Below are 20,588 nucleotides of genomic sequence, written 5' to 3' on the forward strand. Positions count from 1 at the left end.
GAATCAGGATGCGTAAACGGGAGCGGGTCAGTCATCCTGCTGACCCGGCTTTGCCCTATCGCTCCGGTGGGTCAGCGAGGCCGTAGTCGTGCTCGCACAATTCCATCCAGACCGCAAAGGTGGTTTGCTGCGCCTCCAGTAACTCCAGGCAGTGCTCAGGGTCGACGCCCGGATCAAGAAGAGCCTTTCTATATGCGTCCAGCGCAGCAAAGTGTGCATCATATGCAGCCTTGTGCGCGGCTGAGAATTTAAGAGGCATGACTGAAATTCCAGAAGTGAAAGCGCAGATCAGTCCATTCTGATCCAACCAAAACTGCCACAGCATGTCCTTCTGGGCCACACGAGTATGTAGGACATTGTCCTTATTCGGCTGGCGCGGCCAGCTATCGGACGGGGCGAGCGCGCTGCCCAGCGGTCAGATTCGTGCGCCCGAGGCGCAAAGAAATACTCTAACATCAGAAAGCCACACGTCTGATTCGAGTCAGACACTTGCGCAGCCCTCGTTGTTCTTTTCTGGAGTCAGCATCATGAATCTTATTGTCCGGTCCGCACTGGTGCTTTCTTTAGCAATAGCAGCCATTCCCGCCCATGCCAGCCCGCTTTACAGTTCTATCTCGCTGAACTGGAGCTTTTCGCCCGATCTGGCGCTCACGTCGACAACGGCGCCTTTTATCTCGCATGACGACACCACGCTGGCAGTAGCACCCGTAATCACTCATTCTGACGACTATTCGACCTTCGAAATGAATCTCGCGACTGATTCCACCGGAGGCTCCCTCTCGATCCTGCAGACCGGCGTCCCCGGCCCCGAATCCCAGAGTTTCGTACAACTACTTCAAGAGTTGCATACCAACGGCGTTGCGGGACAGATTACTTTCCAGTACGACATCGTTGCATATGCAGACGCGTCGCTTAACCTTCCGGGCAAGGTGCTTAGTTCACCTTACCTTTCACTTGCCGTACTCAATGCAACCACCACCTTGAATACGCCTCTGGAACGCGGCTACTCACAGCCAGGCTACGTCGAGACCTGGGCAGATGCGCCCTTTGACGGCGAGTACGAGGAACACGCGGGCGTGTTCACGTTTAACCTGCCCGCTTTCAACACCGATGGCACCGACAAGTTCGTTTTACACGCCAACACAGAAATCGAGCTTTGGGCCGCGCCTGTACCGGAACCGGAAACCTGGGCATTAATGGGACTGGGCCTTGCAGGGATCGTTACCCGCGCTCGCGTGAAATCGAAAAAGGACGCCTGAGACAAAGTGGATCGGCACTGACGCATCGGTCGATCTATACAACCGGCGCGGCCGCAGCGCCGGCATACCCATGGCGGAGCACACCGCGTGTGAGATGCTGCCACGGCACATAAGAATCGCGACTGGAGAGCCGCCCGTGCAGGTGATGCAGAATCGCGCCGTCACCAAGGTAAACCGCAGCATGGTTGGCATTCTCAGGCGACCTGATCTGCATCAGGATTACGTCGCCACGCTGCAGCTCGCCCGTTACCTCCACCATGCCGGCTTCGGCAAAATGGCGCATGTACAAATCCTCGCCGCGATCCCACCAGCCATCGCTACGCGCAAAGTCTTTCAGCTCGATGCCCAGCTCACGCCTGTACCAGTCGCGCACCAGCGAATAGCAATCCAGCACGCCATGCACAAACGGCCGCCCCACCAGCGGCGCCTCAAACCCTTCCGGCTCAAAGCGTACGATCTGGCTGGCGTCGAGTTCGCCACCGACTGTGGGCCGGACTGAAACAATCAGCCAGGGCAAGCCCGAGGCCTCGCACGCAACGCGGTCTGCATCGCTCGGCCGGGCGTCCTCGTCGGGGTGGCTGTGAACCACCGCGACGATCTCGCCGGCATCTTCGGCCGCAGCGTAATCCTGAGGATCAAGACGAAACTGATCGGTGCCGACAGCCAGATTGCGGCAGCGCCAGTAACGCTCTCGCCCTTTGACGATCACCACCAGCCCGCAGGCCTCGCGCGGGTAATCCGCTTTGGCGTGCTCGCGCATCGCCGCTATCGTTGTTTCGTTCATCGCGTCAGGTCCGCTGCTGGGAAACTACCAAAGGGCAGCTCGTTGTTGTCGCCAAACCGCGCCTTGCAATCCGACAGGCAACCGCCGCAGCGATCCAGTGCCGGATCGGATACGGCATTGCCCATGCTGTCGAAATACTTCGTACCGGTGTAACCGCAATACGTGCCGCGATAACCGCCAATAGCCAGCCAGCCGCACACGTTCGCGATGATCTGCCGGCGCGGCAACTGGATCCCGTTGAAGTCGAGCGCCGAACTCAGCTGGAACGCAACCGCCTCGCTGGTCTCGCTGGTCTTCTGCTCGATCAGCCAGATTTCCGGCGGAAATTCCTGCGCCGGGTCCGCTTCCGGGTTGCCGTCGGCAAAGTTGCGCGCATCGAGATAACGCCCGAAAGTCAGCCGGCGCACGACCTGCGCACCCACCAGGTCATCAAGATAAATGCACAGTGCCGAAATCGTGCCCTGCACATTGCCGACCGACAGCACCGGCGACGGCTGCTGACTGTCTGACGTGCGCGCAAAGCCCTCGGCTTGCACTGGCCAGGCACTGTACTCGTTGTCTTGCCACCAGATCGAACCGACGACGGTGTTGGCATGAAAGCGCAGCAGATCGCCACCGATCTGCGTCGCGTCCAGCTCGAACAACTCAATCAGCGCACCCGGCTCAAGCTTCTGTACGTCTGCGGTGATGCTCATGGCGCAAAGCTCTGATCAAAAGTGGTCGATAACGTGTACTTGCCGGCGCCGAGCGGATTCAGCGTATAGCTGGCGGCGCGGTACAGCCCTTGTTTGCCCAGCGGCGGCGTCCAGTAGAACGACGCGCTGCCCGCGTGCTGCTCCAGAAAATCTCGGATCGCCTGGATCTTGTCCGCGCCACCGGTAAACGAAACCGGCCACGACTGCGTGATGTTGTTCAGGCCATCCGCAGCGATCTGGCTGTAGCCATCGCCAAATTGCGCCTTTTGCGTGCGCAAGGTGGTTGTGCCTTGCCCGTTAAGCAGCGGACTCCACGTAAAAGTTTCGGGCACGCTTTAACCTCCGTTTTTCATGCGCCACAGCACGCCGCCCTGACGCTGCTCGCGTGCCAGTACGGCCTGCACCTGCGTATTCACCAAGTCCGCGAGCGCTTTGGCGTTGGCCGTTGAATCGCCCGTGGTTTGCGACGACGCGCCGCTGTCGCTCAGCTGGATCGTGGTACTGATATGCGTATCGCCCCCGCCCAGGCTGGACAGCCTGTTATTCGGCACCACCTTGCCCGACACGTCGGGCACGAACACTTCCGGGCCACGCTCGCCGATCAGATAGGCCGATCCGGCATCGGTTGAGCCGCCCGTGGCGCGCGCGCCGGCAAGCCAGGGGTATTGCTCCGTCCCGCCCACGCTGGCCGACGATGTGTCGTAGTCCGCGTTGTAGGGCAGCGTGATGTTCGCGTTCAGTCCGGACGGCGTTGTATCGGCGAAGTAGGACTGAACCAGCGTTGCGCCAAGCTGGAACAGCTGATTGGTGGCCGCTTTGGCCGCCATGCGCGCAAGGTCTTTGATGATCGAATCAGCCATGCTCTTGAAGCTGAGCGAGCCGGTCGTTGCGAACGTCACCAGCGCATCTTCCATGCCGGAAAACGCATCGTTGAACAGCCCTTCGGTCTGCGATGCCACGTCCGCCGCGCTGGTCGCGTAGTTGTCCAGCGCCCGCTTCGCTCCGTTCGTCCAGTCGCCTTGTGCGGCCAGCAATCGGTCGGTGGTGTCCTGCTCCATCGCGACACGCTGGTTTTCGTAATCGCCCAGCGCCTTCAGTTCGGACTGGTACTCATGGTCGCTGAATTCCTTGGGATGGGTCTGGCGCTTCAGCGTCAATTCGCTGTAGCGGTCGGCCCAGTCTTTCTGGATCTCATCCTGTTTGTTGGCCTGGTCGCGCTGGAACGAGCCCATGCCAACGGCGGCAACGCTGGAATCAGCCGCTGCCTTGCGGGCCTGCAGCAACTTGTCCAGCGACGCGGAGTAGGCATTGATGTTGGCCTGCTGCTGCTTTGCCAGCGTGGCCGTGTCGTCGGTATAGGACTTCTGCTCATCCAGCATGGCGTCCCGCAGCTGCTTGGCCTTGCCCTGGTATTTGGCCAGCGCCGACAGCTGCTTTTTACCGGCGGCAACACCCTCTTCCTGAGAGACGATGTCCAGTTCATCTTTGAGCGCCTTGACGCGAGCCTCGTGACTCTTGTCCAGCGCCTCTTGCGCGGAGTAGACGCCTTGATCACGGAGGCTTTTGATGTGCTCCAGCGACGACTTGAGCCCGTCCTCGACCGCCTTGGCCTGCGCATCCAGCTTCGTCAGCTGAGCATTCAGCGCGTTGTCACTGCCGTGGTTCTGGCTTTTGGCGTACTGCTCATCAATATGCTTGAGGTTGTCTTGATGCCGGGCTAGCCCGGCCGCGTAATCTGCTTCGATCTTGCTGCGATCCGCCACGGCCGTCTGGTATTGCTTCGTGCCAGCGGCAAACTGTTTGGTGATCGCGTCATTGCCGGCGACGTATTTGGCGTACTGGGCATTGATCGTGGCCCAGCGATTGTTTTCGCTCTGCGTGTCCAGCTGGTGCTGTTGATCGGGCGTCGCATAACGACGGTCGTCGTTGTAGGCGCCCAGCTTGACGGCCAGATCACCACCAGCGGCCGTGTTGGCGTTGGCAGCCGCATTACCGCTTTGCTTTGCCTGCAGCGCCTTCAACCGATCAAGTTCTGGCGTGATCTCTTTCAGTATGCTTTGCCGCCACGCCTCAAGCTGTCCGATCGCCTGCTGGTTATTGCTGGCGCGGGCGGCCTGCAGCCGGGCATCGACATCTTTCAGTTTGTCCGTCTGATCCTTGATAAGGTCGGCCGTTGTATCCGGCTTCCCGATTTCGCCCAGCCAGTGCTTTGCACTCTGAAGTGTGCCGACCAGTCCGTTCCAGCTTTTTTCGAGCAAGCCCACTTGTTCGACGCCGGTGCTGGACATCCGCGCGTGCGCTTCTTCCAGCGAGTTGACCACCGCTTTTGCGGCGCCGGCGGTGTCGCCAGTATCTTGCAGTGCCTTCACAAGATCATATTGGGAGGCCGTCAAGAAATGGTGTTGCTTGTTGTAATCCTCGGCCCATTTAACGGCGTCATCACTGAGGCCCGCCAGATTTTCCGCCACCTTTTCAATGCTGTCGCCGGTGTCGTGCGCCATCTCGACCGCGATGCGGCCAAAGTCGGTCAACTGGTCGCCACTGATGCGGCCGGTGGCGGTCAGTGCGATCAGCGCCTTTTCCGAATCGCTGATTGAGCCGCCGGCTGCCGCCACGCTGGGCGCTAGCTTGTCGATCTGCTCAGCGGTCAGGCCGACCGCCCCGCCCGTGCTAGTGACGGCTTTGTTTAATGCGACCCAGTCTTCATGGCCGTGATAGATCTGTGCGCCTGCCAGCGCGAGCGCACCAACGAAGGCCCCGATTGCGAGGCCAGCCGGACTCATGACCGCCGACAAAGCGTCGGTGGCCTCGGCCAGCACCATGAGCGAGCCCGCGAAGTTCTTCCACGACCCCTGACTGGCTTCATGGGCCAGCACCATCAATTCGCGCCGCGCCTGCATCGAATCGAGGCTAAAGCTGTGCATCGACTCCGATGCGGCCTTTGTGCTCTTGCTGATCGTATCCACGCCAGCCGCGATCTTGCTGGTCGAAGCCCGGGCCTGCGTCTCGGCTTTCGAGAGCGGCCCGGTAAACTCGCTCATGTCGAGGCTGAGCAGGATGTTCAAACTACCCAGATCGCCTGCCATGCCTTTTTCCTTTTTCTACCCGATTACGACATCGCCCTGCATCAGGAACTCGTCTACGAATTCCATCTCCTCGCGGCGGTGCTGAAACGGCATGTAGTCACGCGGCGCATGCTTGCCGCCCGCCAGTGCCGACATGATGTTTGCCACCATCAGACCCGTATTGAAGTCGGCACGGTGCATGCCGATGGGCTCGAGTGCGGCAAACGCTTCATATTCGGCATAGTGGGCCTCGGGCATGGCCTCGATTTCGGCCAGTGTTTTGCCCAGAGCGAAGCTCAGCTGGAGCTGGAAGCGTCGCCGGGCGCCGAGTTTTTTGCGGCGGTCTCGCGGTCAAGTTCCACGCGCAAGACATCCAGCACCGAACCGTCGAGCGCGTTGATCGCTTTCAGGTCGTCCTCGTTACTGGCGTCAAACAGCAGCTCGCCGGCTTCATCGCACAGGCGCACGGCCAGGCGGCGCGCCAACATGAACGGATCACCGACACGGCGGCGCAAAAACGCCTTGAGCTTGTCCACGTCCGGCCAGTCATCCAGATCCACCGGAACGCCTTGTTGCTCGGCGAGCTTCAGCATGTGGGCCAGGCCCAGGCTGATATCAAAGTTGACGGCGCCGACCGTGGTGGCGCGTAAATAGACCGTCATGTCGCGGTTCAGGATGACGGGGGTCAGATTGGAAACGATGCCGCACAGCGCGGCGCGAAGAGCTTCTTTATCCATTTAAGCCACCTGTTGCTTGACGTAGTACTTGGGACCGGACAACTGGATGGTGACGCCCGAGGTGTAAACGCCGTTCACAGCGCCATCCAGACCGGCACCGGTCGAGATGTAGCCGTAATACAGCTTGTAGCCACGGCCACGCGGCAAGGTGAGACGGCTCCAGAACTTCTCGCCGTTGGTTTCGTAGGCGGCCAGCTGCGTTTGCGATGCAACGTCGGGGGCAGCATTGAAGGTGAGCTGCACCGTGCCGGCCGAAGGCAAACCCGGCTCCGATTCGGTTTCTTCAGACGCGACGGTCGTCGTCTCGATCTGGCTGATCGAGCGGCCTGCCTCCTGAAAGTTGGTGATTTCAGCGATGTCCAGCCAGGTCGCCTCTGCGACAGTGGTGGTCGCCGACACGGCGAAGGTGGCATTGGTGGTATCAAGGCCCAGCACCTGAAACGTGCTGTCCGATACGACATTGACCGCGTAGTCGCCATCGATGTCGGCACCGAAGCCCGCCAGGCGCACCACGTCGCCCTGGATCAGGTTGTGATTGGCCAGCGTAGCGACGGCGGGGTTGGCTTTGGAAAGCGCGGTGACGGCTTTGGCCGCCAGCACGCCAGAGAGAATCGAGATTTTAGAGCCGCGAAACGGCGTAGTTTGACTCTTGGCCATAGTTTCCTCAGGGCGTAAAAAAACCCGCCTAAGCGGGTCGTGGACAAAGCGCGCGGCGGGTCAGGCGCGCAGGTTGAATTCAATGACGCGGCGAAACAGGCCGCCGCTGTCGTCGTACGGCATGGGCATGTCACTGATGCGCTGCGCCGTGTCAAAGGTGTCATACATCGCATCACTGACCGCCACGCGCAGACTGGCCAGCGCATCGGTGGTGCGTGCCACGACGTTGATCTCAAGGCGGATCGACTCTTCGTCGGCCTCGCCGCCAACAGTGGCATCCGGCGTCGCCATGTAACTCCAGTAAATGGCCGGATAGTCGGCCAGGTTTTCCGGCAGCAACTCGGGATAGCAGCGGGCCCCCACCAGCGGCGCGAGCGCCTGGTAAACCTGTTCGCGGAAACTCATTTGCCCGCCTCCTGCGTAATGCGTTTTCTGAGTTGGTCTTTGGTGCGCTCGGCCGCCTCGGATTTCGCCGCCTCATAGGACGGCCGGACAAAAGGCCGGGCGGCCATTTTGCGCGTGCCGAATTCGACGAAATACCAGTAAAACGGATCATCGGGATTGGCGGCGCCGCGCTGGCCGGACGTCGCCCGCCACAGCTTTGCCTGATCTTTCGAGATCCGGCGCACACCGATCACGGCTTGCAGCTCGCCCGCCTTCACCGGCCGCAACACCCGTACGCGGATGTTCTTCTTGACCGTGCCGCGCTTACGCTGCGCCGTGTCGGCCTCGAGCATGGGTACGCGCGTGCGCATTTCCTTGGCAAATACCCGGCCGCCGGCGGCGAGCGCCGAGCGGGCGATGGTGGTTTGCGTTTTGCGGTTCAGCTTCTGGATGGCCAGCCCCAGCTCGCGAAGGCCGGTCGTTTGCACTTGTACGGTCTTAGCCATCACTTACCCCGTTGGCCGTGGCCATGATTTCGATAGTGTCGTGCTCGCCGCGCACATCGATGGCGCTGGCGACGTTGTAGATATCGTCGCCATGTACCACGCGGTCATCGGCGCCGACCTTCAGCCCGCGCTGGTAACGGATAACGATCAAGGTATCGACCGACGCGCGTACCTGCCCGTCAGCGATCCGCTCGCTACCGCGAAGAGGCTCGACGCCTGCGCGCACGCTGGCAATCTCTTGCCATTCGTGCAGCTGCTCGCCACTGGGCGAGCGCGTGATGGTTTTGCGCTGGATGCTGATGCGGTGACGTAATCGGGCTGCGCGCATGTCACACCTCGATCAGCACGTAGGGATCAAGCAGCCCGTCGACAAACGAACGCGGCAGCGCCACCTGTTGGCCGCCCTGCACCGCTTCACGGTTGGCATAAAGCGTGGCTGCATGCAGTTTGATCCAGGCCTTGATGTCTTGCGGCAACGTAGCCACCGTCGGAAAGCGGCCGCAACGAAAGGTGATGGTCATCGGCGCGCCGCCGGTATCGGGCCAGCCACTGACCGGAACCAGCCGGTACCGGCCCTGCAGCCGATAGTTGCTTGATGGCCATTCCTGCTGCTTGCCCGCGCTGTCGATCCACGTCACCGACAGCACGTCGGTGGTGTCATGCCGCAGCGGAATGGCGTGACTTTTCGCGATGGCACCGGCGCTGCATTCGAGCGTCCAGACCTGCGGCAACAATGCGCGGCCGGTGCGATGCTCGGCCTGGCTATATGCGGCGGCGACCAGTGCCTCAAGTAACGCGTCGTCGTCGCTGATATCGACAACGCAATGCGCGCGGATTTCTTCCAGCGTGACCGGCATCTCTGCCGGCGCTTCGATGCGGGTAAACATGGGTTGCTCCTTGGGCTTTCGGAATGGCGCTGCAGTAACGACATTCCGAAAGCCGGCCGCCGGGGCGGCCAGCGTTGATTACAGACTGCGTGCGTACGCCACAGCGGCCGGGGTGGGATCGACCTGACCGGCTTTAAAGGCCGCGTGCGCCTCGGCCCACGGCAGGCTGACGACGGCGTTTACGCTGCCGTACTGGCATTGCGACAACACACGGCAGTCGACCATTTCCGGCAGTGCCGCTGGCGCCTCAACGGCGTCCGGCACCAGCTCGGACGCGCCCTGCTCCGGCTCGGCAGACGCATCGGCCGCCGACGATTGTTCGTCTTGCACATCGGCAAAGCCGTCGTCCGCGCCTTGGGCATCATTCAGACCTGCCTCTTCGCTGGTGGTGGTCAGGTCATCGGCTGCAGTTTGCTCGGGCGCAGCCGCATCAATTTTCTTCGTGGCCATGAGGCCCCCTTATCAATTGCGTGAGGAAAAACAGGGCAGCACAAAGCCGCCCTGTGCGTGATCAGGTCGCGGAGTTCTGGTACACCTTCACCGCGCCGCCCACGTCAATCAGGTTGCCGCCCTGACGGTTGAATGCCAGGAAGCCCGTTTGACCTTTGCTCGCGTAGACCGAATCGGTGAAGCGGAACAGGGTCAGATCCATCACTTCGCGCACGAAGTACTTGGAGAAATCACCGAACGCCAGCGACTTGGCGTTGGCGGCCATGACCGGCATTTCCTGACAAATCTGGATGGCACGACCCATCAGACGATCCGGCGCACCACCGGGGTTGCCCTGCTCATAGCCCGGCACAAAGATCGGGCGGCCTTCATCGTCCTTGATCTTGCGAATCACGCGCAGGGTGCTGTCGTGCATCATCCAGCCTGCAGCGGTGCGGTACGCCGGGTCGACGGAGTGCTCCAGATCCACCAGGTCTTCATAAGTGATCGACGCAACCTGACCAGACGCCGCAGCTTTACCCACGGCCGCAGCAGTGATCAGACCACGTGGCTGGCCGACGCCGCTGCCGACGGCAAAATGCTGCGCCGTGATACGACCGATACGCAGGGCAAGCAGGGCTTGCACGTAGCCCTGAATGTCGAACATGGAGTCTTGAATCAGCTCGAAAGGAACAGCGATCACCTTGGACGAGTACTTGAACACCTCCAGCGTGCTGTTGCCGAATGTGGTATCTGCGGCCGATGCTGACTGGCTTTGCCCGACAATCTCGCCGACTTCGGCAGTGGCGTCGGCGGTCGGGAAATTCAGCACCGCACCCGAGGCAGACTGGATGGTGCGCGCCACCGCACGCACACCGCCGTAAGCGCGCATGGCTGCGGTCAACTCGCCGAAATATTCCGGCGCGACCGTGTAGCCGCCTTCAGAACCGGTCGTCGTCGACATCGCGTTGCGAATGTCGTGCGACTGGCGCGCCTGCATACGACTGCGCGCCTCTTCGCTCATATTGGCAACGCCGCCAGCCAGAAAAGCGCGCATGCCGGCCACGTCATCGCTATGCGCACCCGGCGTGCGGGTGAACTGGTTGCGCACGTCGTCGCTGATCTGGCCGCCGCCGGCGTTTGCATGTTCGGTCATGCGCGCGCGGAAGGTGTTCTGGCGCGAGATGTCGGCCGCGATGGTGTCCATTTCGGCCAGCTGCGCTTTGTACTGCGCTTCCAGATCGCCGTTCCACGTGGGGTTTACATTCTTGTCCAGCAGGTTTTCGATGGACTTGGCCAGGGCGCTGTGGCGCTCCCGCAGTGCTTGGATAGACATACCTTTTTCTCCGTCAGGAAATAAAAAAGCCACCCGGGTGGGTGGCTTCATGGATCAGCGCGGGAGCGTTGATCAGATTCGTTGATGCAAGGCCAGCAGGCGCTGGCGATGCTCGCGTTCGACTTCGCCGGGGTCAGGCGCTACAGCCGCCGTGGGCGAGGTGATACCCATTTCAGCCAGCACGGCACGCACGCTACTGGTCAGCGCGTCGGCGCATGTCGCCACGGTGGCGGCGCTGGCCAGAGGCGCTGGCGTATTGTCATAGGCGCTTAAATCCCAGCGCCCGGCATTTGTGGGCGCCTGCCCTGCAATACGCGTCGCAAAGCCCAGCTTGACGGCGTCCTCGGCCCCGATCCACGTCTCGGCCGACATCCAGGCGCGAATTTCGTCCGCAGCCTGCCCCGTGGAGGCGGCATAGCTGGCCACCAATGACTCATCGATCTGCTGCAGCAGGGCGACCGTACGCGTCAGGTCATCGCTGTTGCCATAGGCCATCGTCCACGCCTTGTGGATCATGAAGAACCCGCCTGGCGTAATCTCGATTTCGTCAGCGGCCAGCGACAGAAAGCTGGCCGCGCTCGCCGCAACGCCGTCGATGTGCGACACCACGCGCGCAGGATGCTCGCGCAGCGCCTGCTCCATCGCACGCGCCCCGAACACGTCACCGCCGGGGCTGTTGATCCGCAGGTGGATGGTGCTGGCGGTCACGCCCTGCAAAGCCTTGACGAAGCTGTCGGCTGCGACACCACCACACCAGTCCGCTTCGGCCTGATTGGCGACAATCACGTCATACAGGTAAATGGTGGCCTCATCCGCCGCGCTAGCCACCACCTCAAACCGGCGCGAATTACTTTTGTTTAGCGCCATCAGGCGCATCAGTTGATGCATTACCGTTTCCCCCGTCAAAAAGTTTGTCGCCGCCCGGCACGCGGGACATGCCAAGGCGTGCCCGCGCCTCGTCAACCGTGATCAGTCCCGGCTCCCCGGCCCGACCGACCGCCACGCGCAAGGCGGTGAACAGGCTGTTCAAGTCGCCTTTTTCCAGCGCCCACGCGTCGAAACGGGCGAAATTGCGCGCCGTTCTGAAACATTTGCGGTTGATTTCTGCCTGGAATTTCACCAGGTGGCGCATGAGCGTGAAGCGTACAAAGCTGATGGATAGCTGCTCGATGCCGGTGCCCCACGCCGACGTTTTGTCCATCGATCCGATCATGTGGGGCGGCACGCCGTAAATGCGCGCAATGTCCTCGATCTGGAACTTGCGCGTGTCCAGTAGCTGGGCATCCTGCGATGTCATGGTCAGCTGCTGCACCTTGAGCCCGCCGGTCAGCACCGCTGGCTTGTGGGCGTTGTTCGGGCCGCTGTGCCGGGCCTCCCACGTATCCCGCAATATCTTTACGGCCTCGTCGGTCAACTTGCCGTCGGTGGTCAGCGCGAAGTCGGGCCGCGCGCCGTTTGAAAAGAAGCTGGCCGCAAAGCCGTCGGCCGCGTGCGCCACGCCCACCGCATTGCGTAGCGCCGCATGCCGGATCGGGCTCATGCCGCGCAGGCCGTTAAAACCGACACCCGGCACATGCAACACATCATCCTGATCAAGTACAAACACATTGCCGTCAGGATCGACCATCGTATAAACCAGACGCCCCGCGACGCGCTGTACCACCACGGCCAGCGGGTTCCACGGCTCGAACGCGACGATATCCGGGCTCACCGGGGACTGGCGCACAATGCGCCAGAAGGAATCACCATGGAGCATTAGCGAAGACATGGCGTACTCCCACGCCACCGGCGCCGACCATACTGCCGACGGTTCCTCGTTGAACAGCCAGAACAGATTGCTGTCTTCGTTCACCTTGATGATGGCGTCGCCACTGCGCCGGTAGATGTCGAGCGGCATATTGGAAACCGCACCACCAATCAGCGACACGCACGCGTAAACGGCCGATACCAGCATCGCGGTGCGCTCATTCACCGCAACGCCCGCCACCGCTTGCTGTGCGCCGCCGGTGAGCCATTCGTAGACTTCGGTACCGGGGCGCGCCGTGCTGATCGAGTGCGCCGCCTCGTTTTTTACGGCCTGGCGCTCGGCATTCCATTTAGCCAGCACCACCGATCCGGACTGGCTCACGCGCTGGGTGTCATACCACGTTGCTTGCGTCATAACAGGATGATCCCCGGTTCAATTTCTTCTTCACCCCCGAACAAGGCACGATTCAGCGCCATACACAGCGCCACAATGCCGTCGATCCGGTCGCGTGATTTCTTCTTGTTCGGTCGATAGTTGTCGTTCGTATCGCGCAGCAAAACCACGTTGCCGGCGTTCCAGCGCAGCACCGGGTTGCCGCCGTGCATCAGCCGCCCGGCCAGCACCAGCCCTTCGAGGTGCTTGGTAGCCGCCGTCAGCCCCTCGAAGTTTTGCCGAATCTTCACCATCAAGATGCCCGCCTCGCCCAGCTCGGTCGCCAGTTTGGCCGAGTTCCATTCGTCAAACGCCACGTCGCGGACGTCATACACATCTGCATCAACCAGAATCTGCTGGCGGATCATTTCCTGATCCACCACATTACCCGGCGTAGCGATGATGTGGCCCTGCTGCGTCCACAGTTGATACGGCACGCGGTCTTTACGCTCGCGCAGCGGCATGTTGTCCTCCGGCACAAAGAAGCGAGGCAACACGCGCCAGTGAGCATCGTGGGGGCATGGCGGAAACACCAGAATCCACGCGGTCAGATCGGTCGTGCTGGCCAGATCAAGCCCGCCAAAGCAGGGCCGATCAAGCAACAGCGAATGGTCAAAGACTTCGCCGCCCTTGTCCCAGTCATCGAGCGATAACCAGGCGTCGACCTGTTGCGTCCAGATGTTGAGACGCTTGGTCAGGAAGTTGAACAGCGCGGCCGGTACGCCCGCCGCCTTGCGGGCCTGCGAGCGCAGTTCATCCAGAAACACCGAGACGCCGAGATTCGGATTGGCTTTGCACCAGACCGATTCGTCGTGCCAGTCGTCCTCCGGATCAAGCGTGTAGACCACGCCGCCAAACGAATCGTCTTCCAGCGTGCCTTCAAGCACCGACACCAGATACTGGCGCTGCTCCAGGCAGATGCTGCCCTCCTGGTTGAAACCGGCCGTGGTGATCGCGTGCATGATCGAATTGCGCCGCGCACCGCGACCGGTATCGATCACGTCCCACAGGTCACGGCTCGGGTGGGCGTGCAGCTCATCAATGATTGCCGCGTGTACGTTCAAGCCATCCGACGTTTTGGCATCGGCGCCAAGTGGTACGTATTTGTTAGATGTGCCCGGAATAAACAGCTTTTCGTGCTGCGCCGTCACCAGCTGGCGCAAGGCCGGCGACTGTCCGACCATCATCTGCGCTTCGTTGTGGGTGATCTTTGCCTGTTCCAGCTTGGTCGCGGCGGTGTAGACCTCGGCGCCGGGTTCACGATCTGCGGCAAACAGGTAGATACCCAGCCCGGCCAGCTTGGTGCTCTTGCCATTTTTGCGCGCAACCTCTTCGTACCACGTGCGATATCGGCGCTTGCCGGTGGTGTGGTACCAGCCAAACTCAACGGCAAGCCAGAATGCTTGCCAGTCAGCCAGGTCAACCGGCTTGCCGGCCCACTCACCTTTCGAGTGCCGGCAGAAGCGCGGGAAGAACGACAGCACATGGCTGGCCATGTCCAGCCGGAACACCAGGCCGCGCCCGCCGCCGTGGGCAAGATCGCGGTAGTGGCGTTCGATCGCCAGCCGCGTCAGCCGACAAACCGTAACGTCGCCGCGCAGCACCGCCAGCCCGTAGGCGTCCCACGGCTGCGGCACGTAAACAGCCGGAACTAGTCCGGCCGCGATTGAATAAAGCTCAGGATTTCCTCCAGCTCCTCGCTGATCACCCGCCCCTTGCTGATTGCTTTCGTTTTCGCGCACGACGCCACCGTCATTCCGTTTTTTCTGAACAGCACGCGCAGCTGGCTGGCGATCTTTGCTCTGTTGTAACTGGCGCTTACCTCGTAGGTGCGCCCGGTGTCCTGGCTGGTGGCGAACACCCGGCCTTTGTGGTCATCAATCCAGGACTTGCAGTCCTGCCAGTCGGTGATCGCGGCACACATCAAACCCAGTGACAGCCCGGCCGTGGAAAAATCGAAGCCGACGGTGTCGAGGCTCTTCAGCAGGTCTTTCCAGATCCGCTTCTCAGTGGGCCGCATCGTCCACGGAGGGGCATCCGGCAGGCGTTTAGACTCTTCGCCGATCTGGTTCATCAGCTCGAAGGGACTGAACAATTCGCCCTGATTGGTCAGGCGATCGACAACGCGAATCTGCGCCACGGCCAACGTAGTCAGGCCAGCATCGTCAAGGTCTTTCAGTATCTCGACGCGGGCCCGGCGTTCCGCGCGGGATTCGTCCAGCTCAAGCGAACCGCCATTCGAGTCGTCTTCGTAGCGGTGCCCGATTTTGTGCAAGGCGTCCGCGTGGGTTCGCCAGACTTCGACCTTGTCCGCGAGCATCGCCACGGACATCTGCGCCGACCGGTAGTCCAGCTTGGCGGCGTCGAGCGCCTCCAACAGATACCGCCAGACTTCGCGGCCCCGGCGCGTTTTCAAAAAGGCGGGCGGCTTCAACTTCGACGCAGCGCCCGTAACAGGTGCGGTTTCCCGGCCCATAGAGCGCTCCGTTTACCTGAGTTGGATCGAAAAAAGACAGAGAGCGGCGCCAGTGCGCCAGGCAAGGCCGCAGACCCCCCCCTACCTTTTTTCAGGGATTTATTTTTGGAAGCTGAGATGAACGGTCTAGAACGGTCGAACCCGGACTTTTGCCCCTCCCCCCGCCCTTCCTTACAAAATCGATCAAAAACGGCCGATTTCTTACGAATCGGGCGATTTTCCAGCCTCGCGCACGCGAGGACGACCAAAACCACCGTCTTCGGTCGCGGTCTTCACGTCGTGATGCCGCTTGCACAACGCCTGCCAGTTGCTGGTGTTCCAGAACAGCGCCTGCGCCTGCCTGATCTCGTCGTCATCGTTCCCGGCCAACGCGTCATGCAGTCGGTGCGGCTTGATGTGATCGACGACTGTCGCCGCTGTCGTGCTGCTCTCGGCCAGACAGGCAACGCACAGCGGATGCTCGCGCAAGAACGTCGCCCGCGCTTTCTGCCATCGGCCGTTGTAACCGCGCTGCGCTGACGAACCGCGCTCCACTTCGTACTTCGTCGGCTCGCGCTTGGGCTGATGCGCAGCGCACCAGCCGTTATCGACCAGCGCGCGACATCCGGGATATCGACACGGCTTCTTTGACTTGTACGGCACCGGGCACCTCAGCGAGAAATCGCGCGATGAAGGATGCCACCAGGACGAAGCTCATCAGCGAGGGCGGCACGCAACAGAGAAGCGAACGCATCGGAAGCTTCGTTACCCGCTTGATCCGCCTGTTCATTCAGGACGGACAACAGATATGCGGCGGCGCAGGCACCATGCTCGTCCACCGTTAGAGCGCGCCGCTCGGCTTCGGTTTTATGCGCATCCGGATCAGCGCGGCAGCGCCGCTCCCACTCGGCCAATGCCTTTGCGAGCGATGATTCGGTAATGATGAAAGCCTGCATTGCGACGTCCTTTCAAGCAGGTGGAATAAAAAAGCCGCCCGAAAGCGGCAAGGCTCATGCGGCCGTCATGGGGAAGCGTGCGAACGGTGAGCGCCCAATGGCGGTTTATGTGTTCACCTGCAACGCTTCCCGATGACGCCAGGAAAGCAAAAGCCCCACATTGTTTAAGCATGCGGGGCTGAGACTGAGGGCGAAGACAGGCAAATCAGGCGGCGTGCAGTTGCTCACGCAGCGCATAACCCATCAGCGGCCAGATCTTTGCTACCGCGCTTTGACGCGCGATCTTGCGTCCCAGCTCGGCGTCGAAGTTCTCCGGACTGGCGCAGGCCGACTCGCCGGTAACAGTGAAGCCGTTTTGCAGCGTCAGCACGCATAGGGTCAGACATTCCAGCGCTACAAGCGGCTGATTGAAGTTGATAGTGCCGGCCGCCGTCGCGCCCTGCTTCGCAGTAAAAAAGGCTTCGCCCACGATGTTGCTTTCGATGTCCGCCATCGTGACGCGCGGCGCGGTCAGGCCTTTGGCGTTGATTTCGCTTTCGATCTGGTGGTTATTCATAGGCATCCTTGTTGATGGATCGCAGGCAAACAAAAGCCCCGCTCCAGGCGGGGCCTTATACGATTTGTGCTCGCGTGTCTTAGGCGCAACACCCGGCGAACTTTTGCACGTCCGCTATTGAGCGCCGCCGCCCATCCGCGTTAGTTTTGCGCCCGTCTTAAAAAAGGCATGTGTACTTATTAAAAAAAGCGGAATTCAAAATGAAACGATCAATCTTTTTTGCGGCTCTGGTGGTTGCATCATTGGCGGGCTGCGCTCAACCAAGCGCCGAAGAACTATCCAATCTGGACTACGGTTTTTTCCCGGATGACTATGAATCGGTAACTAAGTCTTATCTTGAAGCCACCTTGAAAGACCCCGCCTCCGTTATCTACCGGGAAATCAGCCACCCCAAACAGGCGTGGATTAAGAGCATTGGCAGTCCAATGACAGCCGGCTACCTTGTCTGCTACACATATAACGCAAAGAATTCCTACGGCGGATATGTCGGATTCCACCGCGATGCCATTCTGATCAAGGACGGCGTGGTGATTCGATACCTCGCTAAAGGCGATTGGTTCGGCAAGAACATGTGCTAACCCATCACGCGGCGCTGCCGGCTTGGTAAGTCACCGGCCGCGCCGCAGAAGCAAATGGTAAAAACGAAAAAGCCCCGGAGCTTTCGCTGCGAGGCTTTGGCTGCTTTGGACGTAGAGAAGCCCCCGAAGCCGGGTCTTATCTCGCCGAAGCGGTGGTCAAGTTGTGGCGGCAAGATTAGCGATCGGTTTTTTCGCTGTCAAGCGATTGTTCAAGACACCTACGCGAATCATTTTGGTCGGAACTTCAGCGAAGATTTGCCACTGCATCCAAAAAATCCCAACCGCCTTGTCTACCTGCGGCTGGTATTCATCCATCCCGATGCCCGCCTTTTGGCACGTACGCCGCTGATCCGCGCGAAACATGAAGTGCTTTTCCAGCAGCACAACGAACGACTGGTAAATATTGCTCTGCCGCAATGTCGCGATCACCGCATCAGCCCTAAGCGCGTCCGCCTCGCTTAACCGCTGCGGCTTGCATGTCTTGCTCGCCTGCGCCCGTTCTTCCGGGGTCAGATACTGCCCGATGGAACCATATGTACGCCCACCTTGATAACCAAAATGAGCAGCCCAGTTTTCTAACAGTTCTACAGCTTGTTGCATTGCGCCCCCAACAACTTTTTATTTACCAGAGGGCCTCCTAGCCCGGTCATTGCCAGGCTTTGTTTTATCGATCTAGGCGCCAGCTGCTGCGAGCATTTTGCGTAGATCGTTTACTGCCGCGCTTGCCACGCCGGCGTCGCCGCGCCGGTATACAGGTTCCTCCTTTTTATCCGGGATTGCCGGGCATGCGCCCTGCAGCCGATCACTCAATACCCGCACCCATTCTCCCTTCAGGCGCGACCATTTTGTTGCGTACACCCTTGTAAAGCCGAGGTCATAAGCCGCCCAGTAAATGGCCGGATGCGACCACACCGAGGTGCCATACGCCACCTTGACGGACTGGCGCTGCGCCTCGTAAAACGCGCCTTCAAAGTCGAAGACAGGCAGGCAGCGGTCTGCAAATTCAGCAAGCCCTATCGGCTGCGATCCGGCGCGCACCTCTTGCCGTAAGGCGTCCAGTGCGGTCTTGACCATGTTCCAACGGATGCCGCGCTCATAGAACAGAGCCGCCGCCTCTTCCTGCCACGCCACCTTTGCTGCTTCCTCCGCAAAGAGCTCGCGCCAGGCGCTGCCGTACAGACTCGCAAAACGATTCCACAGCACCACCACCGGAATCAGGCCGTCGGCACCGGCCGGGCGCAGCCAAGGATTGCGTCGCGCCATTCTGTTTACCTCCCGCTAAAAGGCGAGCCCTGCGTCGCCATTCGTATTTCAGCCTCGCCGAGATTGGCGGCCTTGTAGACTCGCTGCAAAAACATTTGCGGCTGCTCATCGTCCAGCCGCGTGATGCCGTTGCGGATGGCAAAGTCCTGAACGCCCGCATGCGACATGAACCAAGGCTTGCCCGGTGTTTCTTCATAGGCGCCACCTTCCATTTCACGCCCACGCTGTGCCGCCGTCTGCAACACCTTGTCCACGTATTGGACGGACTGCCCACCGCGCTTCGCGGTGACGGCCGCTGCCGCCTGCACCTGTTTTGCCTGGATACCGGTTTTGATCCACTGGTCGTAGATGGCCAGCGAGCCTGCCGACAGCGCGCTCGTCTCGAACCCGAGGATTTTCATTAAGCGAGCCCATTGCATCTGCGTTTTCGGTAGCTCAGGTATTACGCTTTCATCTCTCTCAGAAAAGCTGTTTTCCTCTACTGCAGTTGTTGATAGAGATGAATGTGTAATAGAAGTACTCTGAACTTCAGATATCTGACGCTCATCGGTTGGGCGAGCGTGACGGTCACTGCCTTGAAAGCCATATTCCACGCCACTTTGCGGCTGGCGGTCATGGTTGGCGTTCATCTGACGCTCATCCAGAGGACGTGGCTGTCCGCGAGTTGCCAGGCATAGCAAAACAGCAAGCTGCTTTTCATCCTTGGTAACGAGTGAATAGCGCTTGGCCAGCCCCACGCGTTCGAGCTCGTCCAGCAAAGAACGCATCTGCCGAAGATTCGGAAAGAACCCTGGACGCTTTGAACCCAGCGGCGGCTTGTACTGGATATCGGTGGCAAGGCTGAAATAGGACACGGCGCTGCGGGTTCCCACCATGCCGCTACTGATGTCCATACGAGAGCGCAGGCCCAGCACGTACAAACTGCGAGCCTCCAGCGAGCATTCGGCAAGCGCCTCCTGCTCTTCGATATTTAAAAGGATGTCGATCATGCGGCCACCAACGGCGCGCGATGCACCAGAAGCAGGTCAAGCTCTTCCGCGTCGCCATGGCTTTCCAGAAGTCCAGCCAGTGCGAGCTGATCGAGTAACCGCACCAGTTCGCCATGCTGTAACGGGCGCTGCAAATGCCCGCGCCGCGCCACCGGCCCCACTTCCGAGACCAGCATGGTCAGCACCAGACGTCGAGGCCCCCGAACGTGCCCATCGCTGGCATCCAGCAGCTTCAACAAGCCGCTTCGGTAGAGCCGCGCCGCCAGCGGGCCACAATGCTCAAGCGCCTGCGTTTCCCAGTAATAAGGCGACTTCATCGCTGCCCCTTGAACATGTCGTCCTGCACATCGCGATTGCCGTAAACCCGGTAAACCAAAGCGACGTAGCGCAGGATTTCTTCGGTCAGCTCGTGCATGGCTGCATCAATGCGCCGCTTCTCATCCGAGTCGATCTGGGCGTCGTCGATCAACGCCTTATGCACTTCAACACTCAGCTTCGCCATGCGCTCAGTTACTCGCAATAGCGCGACGTGCAATTCTTCGTTTCCCACCTGCATCTCGGCGCCCGGCACATCCAGATACACGCCTCCCACTTCGCGCGCCAACGCCCGGATGGTTTCGCGACCCTGAGTAAGCTGCATAAGCTCCAGCGCCTCATTGAGGCCGAAGACCATCCCACGGTAGCCGGACAACTTGTGGCGCAGTGTGTGCGCGCTGCCGTACATGGCTTGCGAAAGACTCTCCTGATTGCCCGGCCAGAGCGCGATATCGGTACGCGCCGCTTCTGAAAGACTCATGCCTTACACCTTTTGGTTTTCTTGTGTGTTTGCAGCACTACCTGAGGGAGGTAGCCTTGCGGTCATAAAAAACACCG

The 20,588-nt window shown here is 60.5% G+C and carries 28 protein-coding genes; 2 read left to right on the plus strand and 26 right to left on the minus strand.

Annotated elements, in window-relative coordinates:
- Positions 1 to 55: 55 nt before the first annotated feature.
- On the minus strand, positions 56 to 259 hold the full coding sequence (locus ACYQ1A_RS12750; RefSeq protein WP_499362517.1) for a hypothetical protein: 204 nt from the start codon (positions 257 to 259) through the stop codon (positions 56 to 58).
- 268 nt (positions 260 to 527) lie between these two features.
- On the opposite strand from ACYQ1A_RS12750, the gene ACYQ1A_RS12755 reads away from it, so the two are divergent.
- A complete protein-coding gene (locus ACYQ1A_RS12755) occupies positions 528 to 1,259 on the plus strand; it encodes a PEP-CTERM sorting domain-containing protein (protein WP_499362519.1) in 732 nt (243 codons plus the stop codon).
- Positions 1,260 to 1,293: 34 nt separating this feature from the next.
- On the opposite strand, the gene ACYQ1A_RS12760 is transcribed toward ACYQ1A_RS12755, so the two are convergent.
- From ACYQ1A_RS12760 to ACYQ1A_RS12855, 20 genes are all read right to left on the minus strand, one after another.
- On the minus strand, positions 1,294 to 2,043 hold the full coding sequence (locus ACYQ1A_RS12760) for a C40 family peptidase (protein WP_499362521.1): 750 nt from the start codon (positions 2,041 to 2,043) through the stop codon (positions 1,294 to 1,296).
- The gene (locus ACYQ1A_RS12765) at positions 2,040 to 2,738 is read right to left on the minus strand and encodes a phage minor tail protein L (protein WP_062221133.1); all 699 of its coding nucleotides are present in this window, start codon (positions 2,736 to 2,738) and stop codon (positions 2,040 to 2,042) included. The genes ACYQ1A_RS12760 and ACYQ1A_RS12765 overlap by 4 nt, the downstream gene beginning before the upstream one ends.
- The gene (locus ACYQ1A_RS12770; protein ID WP_062221130.1) at positions 2,735 to 3,070 is read right to left on the minus strand and encodes a phage tail protein; all 336 of its coding nucleotides are present in this window, start codon (positions 3,068 to 3,070) and stop codon (positions 2,735 to 2,737) included. The genes ACYQ1A_RS12765 and ACYQ1A_RS12770 overlap by 4 nt, the downstream gene beginning before the upstream one ends.
- A gap of 3 nt (positions 3,071 to 3,073) precedes the next feature.
- Positions 3,074 to 5,824 (minus strand): phage tail tape measure protein, encoded by a 2,751-nt coding sequence (locus ACYQ1A_RS12775; RefSeq protein WP_499362524.1) that lies wholly within the window; start codon positions 5,822 to 5,824, stop codon positions 3,074 to 3,076.
- A gap of 15 nt (positions 5,825 to 5,839) precedes the next feature.
- Entirely contained in the window at positions 5,840 to 6,061 is a 222-nt protein-coding gene (locus ACYQ1A_RS12780) for a phage tail assembly protein T (protein WP_062221120.1), read from the minus strand.
- Between the two features lie 38 nt (positions 6,062 to 6,099).
- Positions 6,100 to 6,540, minus strand: a complete 441-nt coding sequence (locus tag ACYQ1A_RS12785) for a hypothetical protein (RefSeq protein ID WP_499362526.1) — start codon at positions 6,538 to 6,540, stop codon at positions 6,100 to 6,102.
- A complete protein-coding gene (locus tag ACYQ1A_RS12790) occupies positions 6,541 to 7,197 on the minus strand; it encodes a phage tail tube protein (RefSeq protein WP_062221111.1) in 657 nt (218 codons plus the stop codon).
- A 60-nt stretch (positions 7,198 to 7,257) separates the two neighbouring features.
- Positions 7,258 to 7,602, minus strand: coding sequence for a tail completion protein gp17 (gene gp17 / locus ACYQ1A_RS12795; protein ID WP_062221108.1), 345 nt, complete (start codon positions 7,600 to 7,602; stop codon positions 7,258 to 7,260).
- On the minus strand, positions 7,599 to 8,069 hold the full coding sequence (locus ACYQ1A_RS12800) for an HK97-gp10 family putative phage morphogenesis protein (RefSeq protein ID WP_499362529.1): 471 nt from the start codon (positions 8,067 to 8,069) through the stop codon (positions 7,599 to 7,601). The genes gp17 and ACYQ1A_RS12800 overlap by 4 nt, the downstream gene beginning before the upstream one ends.
- A gap of 10 nt (positions 8,070 to 8,079) precedes the next feature.
- Entirely contained in the window at positions 8,080 to 8,415 is a 336-nt protein-coding gene (locus ACYQ1A_RS12805; protein ID WP_062221102.1) for a phage head closure protein, read from the minus strand.
- A gap of 1 nt (position 8,416) precedes the next feature.
- Positions 8,417 to 8,974, minus strand: coding sequence for a head-tail connector protein (locus ACYQ1A_RS12810; RefSeq protein WP_499362531.1), 558 nt, complete (start codon positions 8,972 to 8,974; stop codon positions 8,417 to 8,419).
- Between the two features lie 78 nt (positions 8,975 to 9,052).
- Positions 9,053 to 9,424, minus strand: coding sequence for a hypothetical protein (locus ACYQ1A_RS12815; protein WP_499362533.1), 372 nt, complete (start codon positions 9,422 to 9,424; stop codon positions 9,053 to 9,055).
- 61 nt (positions 9,425 to 9,485) lie between these two features.
- Entirely contained in the window at positions 9,486 to 10,790 is a 1,305-nt protein-coding gene (locus tag ACYQ1A_RS12820; protein WP_499362535.1) for a phage major capsid protein, read from the minus strand.
- Between the two features lie 21 nt (positions 10,791 to 10,811).
- Complete coding sequence (locus tag ACYQ1A_RS12825; RefSeq protein WP_499362537.1) at positions 10,812 to 11,627, minus strand: head maturation protease, ClpP-related; 816 nt, start codon at positions 11,625 to 11,627, stop codon at positions 10,812 to 10,814.
- On the minus strand, positions 11,587 to 12,867 hold the full coding sequence (locus ACYQ1A_RS12830) for a phage portal protein (protein WP_499362539.1): 1,281 nt from the start codon (positions 12,865 to 12,867) through the stop codon (positions 11,587 to 11,589). Before ACYQ1A_RS12830 ends, ACYQ1A_RS12825 begins: the two co-directional genes overlap by 41 nt.
- A 29-nt stretch (positions 12,868 to 12,896) precedes the next feature.
- Complete coding sequence (locus ACYQ1A_RS12835; RefSeq protein WP_499362541.1) at positions 12,897 to 14,555, minus strand: terminase large subunit; 1,659 nt, start codon at positions 14,553 to 14,555, stop codon at positions 12,897 to 12,899.
- A 14-nt stretch (positions 14,556 to 14,569) separates the two neighbouring features.
- A complete protein-coding gene (locus tag ACYQ1A_RS12840) occupies positions 14,570 to 15,394 on the minus strand; it encodes a hypothetical protein (protein ID WP_499362543.1) in 825 nt (274 codons plus the stop codon).
- 201 nt (positions 15,395 to 15,595) lie between these two features.
- Entirely contained in the window at positions 15,596 to 16,036 is a 441-nt protein-coding gene (locus ACYQ1A_RS12845) for an HNH endonuclease (RefSeq protein WP_062221077.1), read from the minus strand.
- A gap of 8 nt (positions 16,037 to 16,044) precedes the next feature.
- A complete protein-coding gene (locus ACYQ1A_RS12850; RefSeq protein ID WP_062221074.1) occupies positions 16,045 to 16,329 on the minus strand; it encodes a hypothetical protein in 285 nt (94 codons plus the stop codon).
- 205 nt (positions 16,330 to 16,534) lie between these two features.
- Positions 16,535 to 16,918, minus strand: a complete 384-nt coding sequence (locus tag ACYQ1A_RS12855; protein ID WP_499362546.1) for a Gp49 family protein — start codon at positions 16,916 to 16,918, stop codon at positions 16,535 to 16,537.
- A 167-nt stretch (positions 16,919 to 17,085) separates the two neighbouring features.
- Here ACYQ1A_RS12855 and ACYQ1A_RS12860 point away from each other — a divergent pair, with 167 nt between their 5' ends.
- Positions 17,086 to 17,463, plus strand: coding sequence for a hypothetical protein (locus ACYQ1A_RS12860; protein ID WP_499362548.1), 378 nt, complete (start codon positions 17,086 to 17,088; stop codon positions 17,461 to 17,463).
- A gap of 156 nt (positions 17,464 to 17,619) precedes the next feature.
- On the opposite strand, the gene ACYQ1A_RS12865 is transcribed toward ACYQ1A_RS12860, so the two are convergent.
- From ACYQ1A_RS12865 to ACYQ1A_RS12885, 5 genes are all read right to left on the minus strand, one after another.
- Positions 17,620 to 18,063 (minus strand): hypothetical protein, encoded by a 444-nt coding sequence (locus tag ACYQ1A_RS12865; RefSeq protein ID WP_499362550.1) that lies wholly within the window; start codon positions 18,061 to 18,063, stop codon positions 17,620 to 17,622.
- A 72-nt stretch (positions 18,064 to 18,135) separates the two neighbouring features.
- Positions 18,136 to 18,726, minus strand: coding sequence for a type 2 periplasmic-binding domain-containing protein (locus ACYQ1A_RS12870; protein ID WP_062221065.1), 591 nt, complete (start codon positions 18,724 to 18,726; stop codon positions 18,136 to 18,138).
- Between the two features lie 5 nt (positions 18,727 to 18,731).
- Positions 18,732 to 19,715, minus strand: coding sequence for a hypothetical protein (locus ACYQ1A_RS12875; RefSeq protein ID WP_499362552.1), 984 nt, complete (start codon positions 19,713 to 19,715; stop codon positions 18,732 to 18,734).
- The gene (locus ACYQ1A_RS12880; protein ID WP_062221056.1) at positions 19,712 to 20,032 is read right to left on the minus strand and encodes a hypothetical protein; all 321 of its coding nucleotides are present in this window, start codon (positions 20,030 to 20,032) and stop codon (positions 19,712 to 19,714) included. Before ACYQ1A_RS12880 ends, ACYQ1A_RS12875 begins: the two co-directional genes overlap by 4 nt.
- Positions 20,029 to 20,511, minus strand: a complete 483-nt coding sequence (locus ACYQ1A_RS12885) for a phage regulatory CII family protein (RefSeq protein ID WP_062221053.1) — start codon at positions 20,509 to 20,511, stop codon at positions 20,029 to 20,031. Before ACYQ1A_RS12885 ends, ACYQ1A_RS12880 begins: the two co-directional genes overlap by 4 nt.
- Positions 20,512 to 20,588 lie beyond the last annotated feature (77 nt).

This window comes from Silvimonas sp. JCM 19000 (assembly GCF_054652575.1).

Coding starts and splice junctions, on each gene's coding strand:
- ACYQ1A_RS12750 (WP_499362517.1), bottom strand. CDS start 259: ATGCCTCTTAAATTCTCAGCCGCGCACAAGGCTGCATATGATGCACAC.
- ACYQ1A_RS12755 (WP_499362519.1), top strand. CDS start 528: ATGAATCTTATTGTCCGGTCCGCACTGGTGCTTTCTTTAGCAATAGCA.
- ACYQ1A_RS12760 (WP_499362521.1), bottom strand. CDS start 2,043: ATGAACGAAACAACGATAGCGGCGATGCGCGAGCACGCCAAAGCGGAT.
- ACYQ1A_RS12765 (WP_062221133.1), bottom strand. CDS start 2,738: ATGAGCATCACCGCAGACGTACAGAAGCTTGAGCCGGGTGCGCTGATT.
- ACYQ1A_RS12775 (WP_499362524.1), bottom strand. CDS start 5,824: ATGGCAGGCGATCTGGGTAGTTTGAACATCCTGCTCAGCCTCGACATG.
- ACYQ1A_RS12780 (WP_062221120.1), bottom strand. CDS start 6,061: ATGCCCGAGGCCCACTATGCCGAATATGAAGCGTTTGCCGCACTCGAG.
- ACYQ1A_RS12785 (WP_499362526.1), bottom strand. CDS start 6,540: ATGGATAAAGAAGCTCTTCGCGCCGCGCTGTGCGGCATCGTTTCCAAT.
- ACYQ1A_RS12790 (WP_062221111.1), bottom strand. CDS start 7,197: ATGGCCAAGAGTCAAACTACGCCGTTTCGCGGCTCTAAAATCTCGATT.
- gp17 (WP_062221108.1), bottom strand. CDS start 7,602: ATGAGTTTCCGCGAACAGGTTTACCAGGCGCTCGCGCCGCTGGTGGGG.
- ACYQ1A_RS12805 (WP_062221102.1), bottom strand. CDS start 8,415: ATGCGCGCAGCCCGATTACGTCACCGCATCAGCATCCAGCGCAAAACC.
- ACYQ1A_RS12810 (WP_499362531.1), bottom strand. CDS start 8,974: ATGTTTACCCGCATCGAAGCGCCGGCAGAGATGCCGGTCACGCTGGAA.
- ACYQ1A_RS12815 (WP_499362533.1), bottom strand. CDS start 9,424: ATGGCCACGAAGAAAATTGATGCGGCTGCGCCCGAGCAAACTGCAGCC.
- ACYQ1A_RS12820 (WP_499362535.1), bottom strand. CDS start 10,790: ATGAAGCCACCCACCCGGGTGGCTTTTTTATTTCCTGACGGAGAAAAA.
- ACYQ1A_RS12825 (WP_499362537.1), bottom strand. CDS start 11,627: ATGCATCAACTGATGCGCCTGATGGCGCTAAACAAAAGTAATTCGCGC.
- ACYQ1A_RS12840 (WP_499362543.1), bottom strand. CDS start 15,394: ATGGGCCGGGAAACCGCACCTGTTACGGGCGCTGCGTCGAAGTTGAAG.
- ACYQ1A_RS12850 (WP_062221074.1), bottom strand. CDS start 16,329: ATGCAGGCTTTCATCATTACCGAATCATCGCTCGCAAAGGCATTGGCC.
- ACYQ1A_RS12860 (WP_499362548.1), top strand. CDS start 17,086: ATGAAACGATCAATCTTTTTTGCGGCTCTGGTGGTTGCATCATTGGCG.
- ACYQ1A_RS12865 (WP_499362550.1), bottom strand. CDS start 18,063: ATGCAACAAGCTGTAGAACTGTTAGAAAACTGGGCTGCTCATTTTGGT.
- ACYQ1A_RS12870 (WP_062221065.1), bottom strand. CDS start 18,726: ATGGCGCGACGCAATCCTTGGCTGCGCCCGGCCGGTGCCGACGGCCTG.
- ACYQ1A_RS12875 (WP_499362552.1), bottom strand. CDS start 19,715: ATGATCGACATCCTTTTAAATATCGAAGAGCAGGAGGCGCTTGCCGAA.
- ACYQ1A_RS12880 (WP_062221056.1), bottom strand. CDS start 20,032: ATGAAGTCGCCTTATTACTGGGAAACGCAGGCGCTTGAGCATTGTGGC.
- ACYQ1A_RS12885 (WP_062221053.1), bottom strand. CDS start 20,511: ATGAGTCTTTCAGAAGCGGCGCGTACCGATATCGCGCTCTGGCCGGGC.